Annotated in this window: 3 protein-coding genes; all 3 read left to right on the top strand. The window is 61.1% G+C overall.

Features of this window, described 5'->3' with window-relative positions; translation table 11 throughout:
* Positions 1–67 precede the first annotated feature (67 nt).
* Positions 68–454, top strand: coding sequence for an RNA-binding S4 domain-containing protein (locus tag EOA60_RS31640; RefSeq protein WP_095799783.1), 387 nt, complete (start codon positions 68–70; stop codon positions 452–454).
* A 149-nt stretch (positions 455–603) separates the two neighbouring features.
* Positions 604–942, top strand: a complete 339-nt coding sequence (gene fdxA / locus EOA60_RS31645; RefSeq protein ID WP_067001876.1) for a ferredoxin FdxA — start codon at positions 604–606, stop codon at positions 940–942.
* A gap of 375 nt (positions 943–1317) precedes the next feature.
* A partial coding sequence (locus EOA60_RS31650; RefSeq protein WP_128312527.1) for a CarD family transcriptional regulator occupies positions 1318–1724 on the top strand: 407 nt, incomplete at its 3' end.

Below are 1724 nucleotides of genomic sequence, written 5' to 3' on the forward strand. Positions count from 1 at the left end.
GGATTCACCCTTTGCCAAGCTCGCCGCCTTGCGCGACCAGCTGAAGAAATAGCCTCGGCCGGTCGCGATGGTTGGAGAAGGCCGCCAGCGCATCGACAAATGGTTGTTCTTCTCGCGTGCGGTGAAATCCCGGTCGCTGGCGGCGAAGCTCGTCATTGCCGGGCGCGTCCGCATCAATCGCGACAAAGCAGCGCAGGCCTCCGATCTGGTCAAGGCCGGCGATGTTCTGACCATCACGCTCGACCGCCGAATCCTTGTCTGGAAGGTGCTTGGGCCTGGCGCCCGGCGTGGTCCTGCCGACGAGGCGCGGCTGCTTTACGAGGATATGTCGCCGTCGCCGACGGCCAAGGGCGAGGCGGTTCCTGACGCCATTCCGGCGCTGCGCGAGGCCGGCACCGGCCGTCCGACCAAGCGGCAGCGGCGGCAGACGGACCGGCTGCTCGGCGAGGACTAGAAGATACGACGGAACCTCGTCGCGGCAGGCGCGCGGAATTCCTTTCCGCGATGCCGGCTCAGGCGGGAAGTCCTGCCCTTGCAAGCGGCGGGCAAAGGCGTTACCTCACCAAAAAAGCCCAGCAAATACGGGACGTCCCGGAGCCTGCGATGACCTATGTCGTGACCGACAATTGCATAAAATGCAAATACATGGACTGCATCGAGGTCTGTCCGGTCGACTGTTTCTACGAAGGCGAGAACATGCTCGTCATCCATCCTGACGAGTGCATCGACTGCGGCGTGTGCGAGCCGGAATGCCCGGCCGACGCGATCAAGCCGGACACCGAGTCCGGGCTCGACAAATGGTTGCAGGTCAATTCCGAATACGCGGAGAAATGGCCCAACATCACTGCCAAGAAAGAGCCGCCGGCCGACGCCAAGAACTTCGACGGCGAGGCCGGGAAGTTCGAGAAGTATTTCTCGCCGGAGCCCGGCGAAGGCGACTGAAGGCCGGGCCGGGCAAGCCGGCATGACGCGACGTAAGCGAGCCGATACAATTGCTGTCTTGACAGCCAGCGATGGCCCATGGCGTTAGCGAATGCAGCAAAACCTTGATTCTTCCGACTTTTTGTGTTATATCCGCGAAACATGCCGGTGACACAACGTCGATTTATGGCGCTAACGCCCCAAATCACTGAAAGGTGAACTTTTCAAATCCGGACCAGAGCGATCTGGGGCAGGCAATCGCATTCGTGCGGTTTGTCGGTCCCGGCTTATTCCGGTGAGTTCACTTGTTGTGCGGCTAAAGATCGGCTTCCGCCGATCGTCTGAGTTCAGCCGGCGCCGCCATGCCGGCGCTACAACTAAGGAGTTCAGGGCGTAATGGCAACGATCACCCCGCAGAAGAAGTCCACCGCGGCCCGTCACGGGTTCAAGACCGGTGAGTTTATCGTTTACCCGGCGCATGGCGTCGGCCAGATCGTGGCCATCGACGAGCAGGAAGTCGCGGGTCACAAGCTGGAGCTGTTCGTCATCGATTTCCAGAAGGACAAGATGAGGCTTAAGGTGCCGGTCGCCAAGGCGACCTCTATCGGCATGCGCAAGCTCTCGGAAGAGGATTATGTCGATCGCGCGCTGAAGGTCGTGCAGGGCCGCGCCCGCATCAAGCGCACGATGTGGTCGCGTCGCGCGCAGGAGTATGATGCCAAGATCAATTCCGGCGACCTGATCTCGATCTCGGAAGTGGTGCGCGACCTCTATCGCGCCGACAACCAGCCGGAGCAGTCCTA

Source organism: Mesorhizobium sp. M1A.F.Ca.IN.020.06.1.1, from assembly GCF_004023265.1.
In the GTDB taxonomy this organism is placed as follows: domain Bacteria; phylum Pseudomonadota; class Alphaproteobacteria; order Rhizobiales; family Rhizobiaceae; genus Mesorhizobium.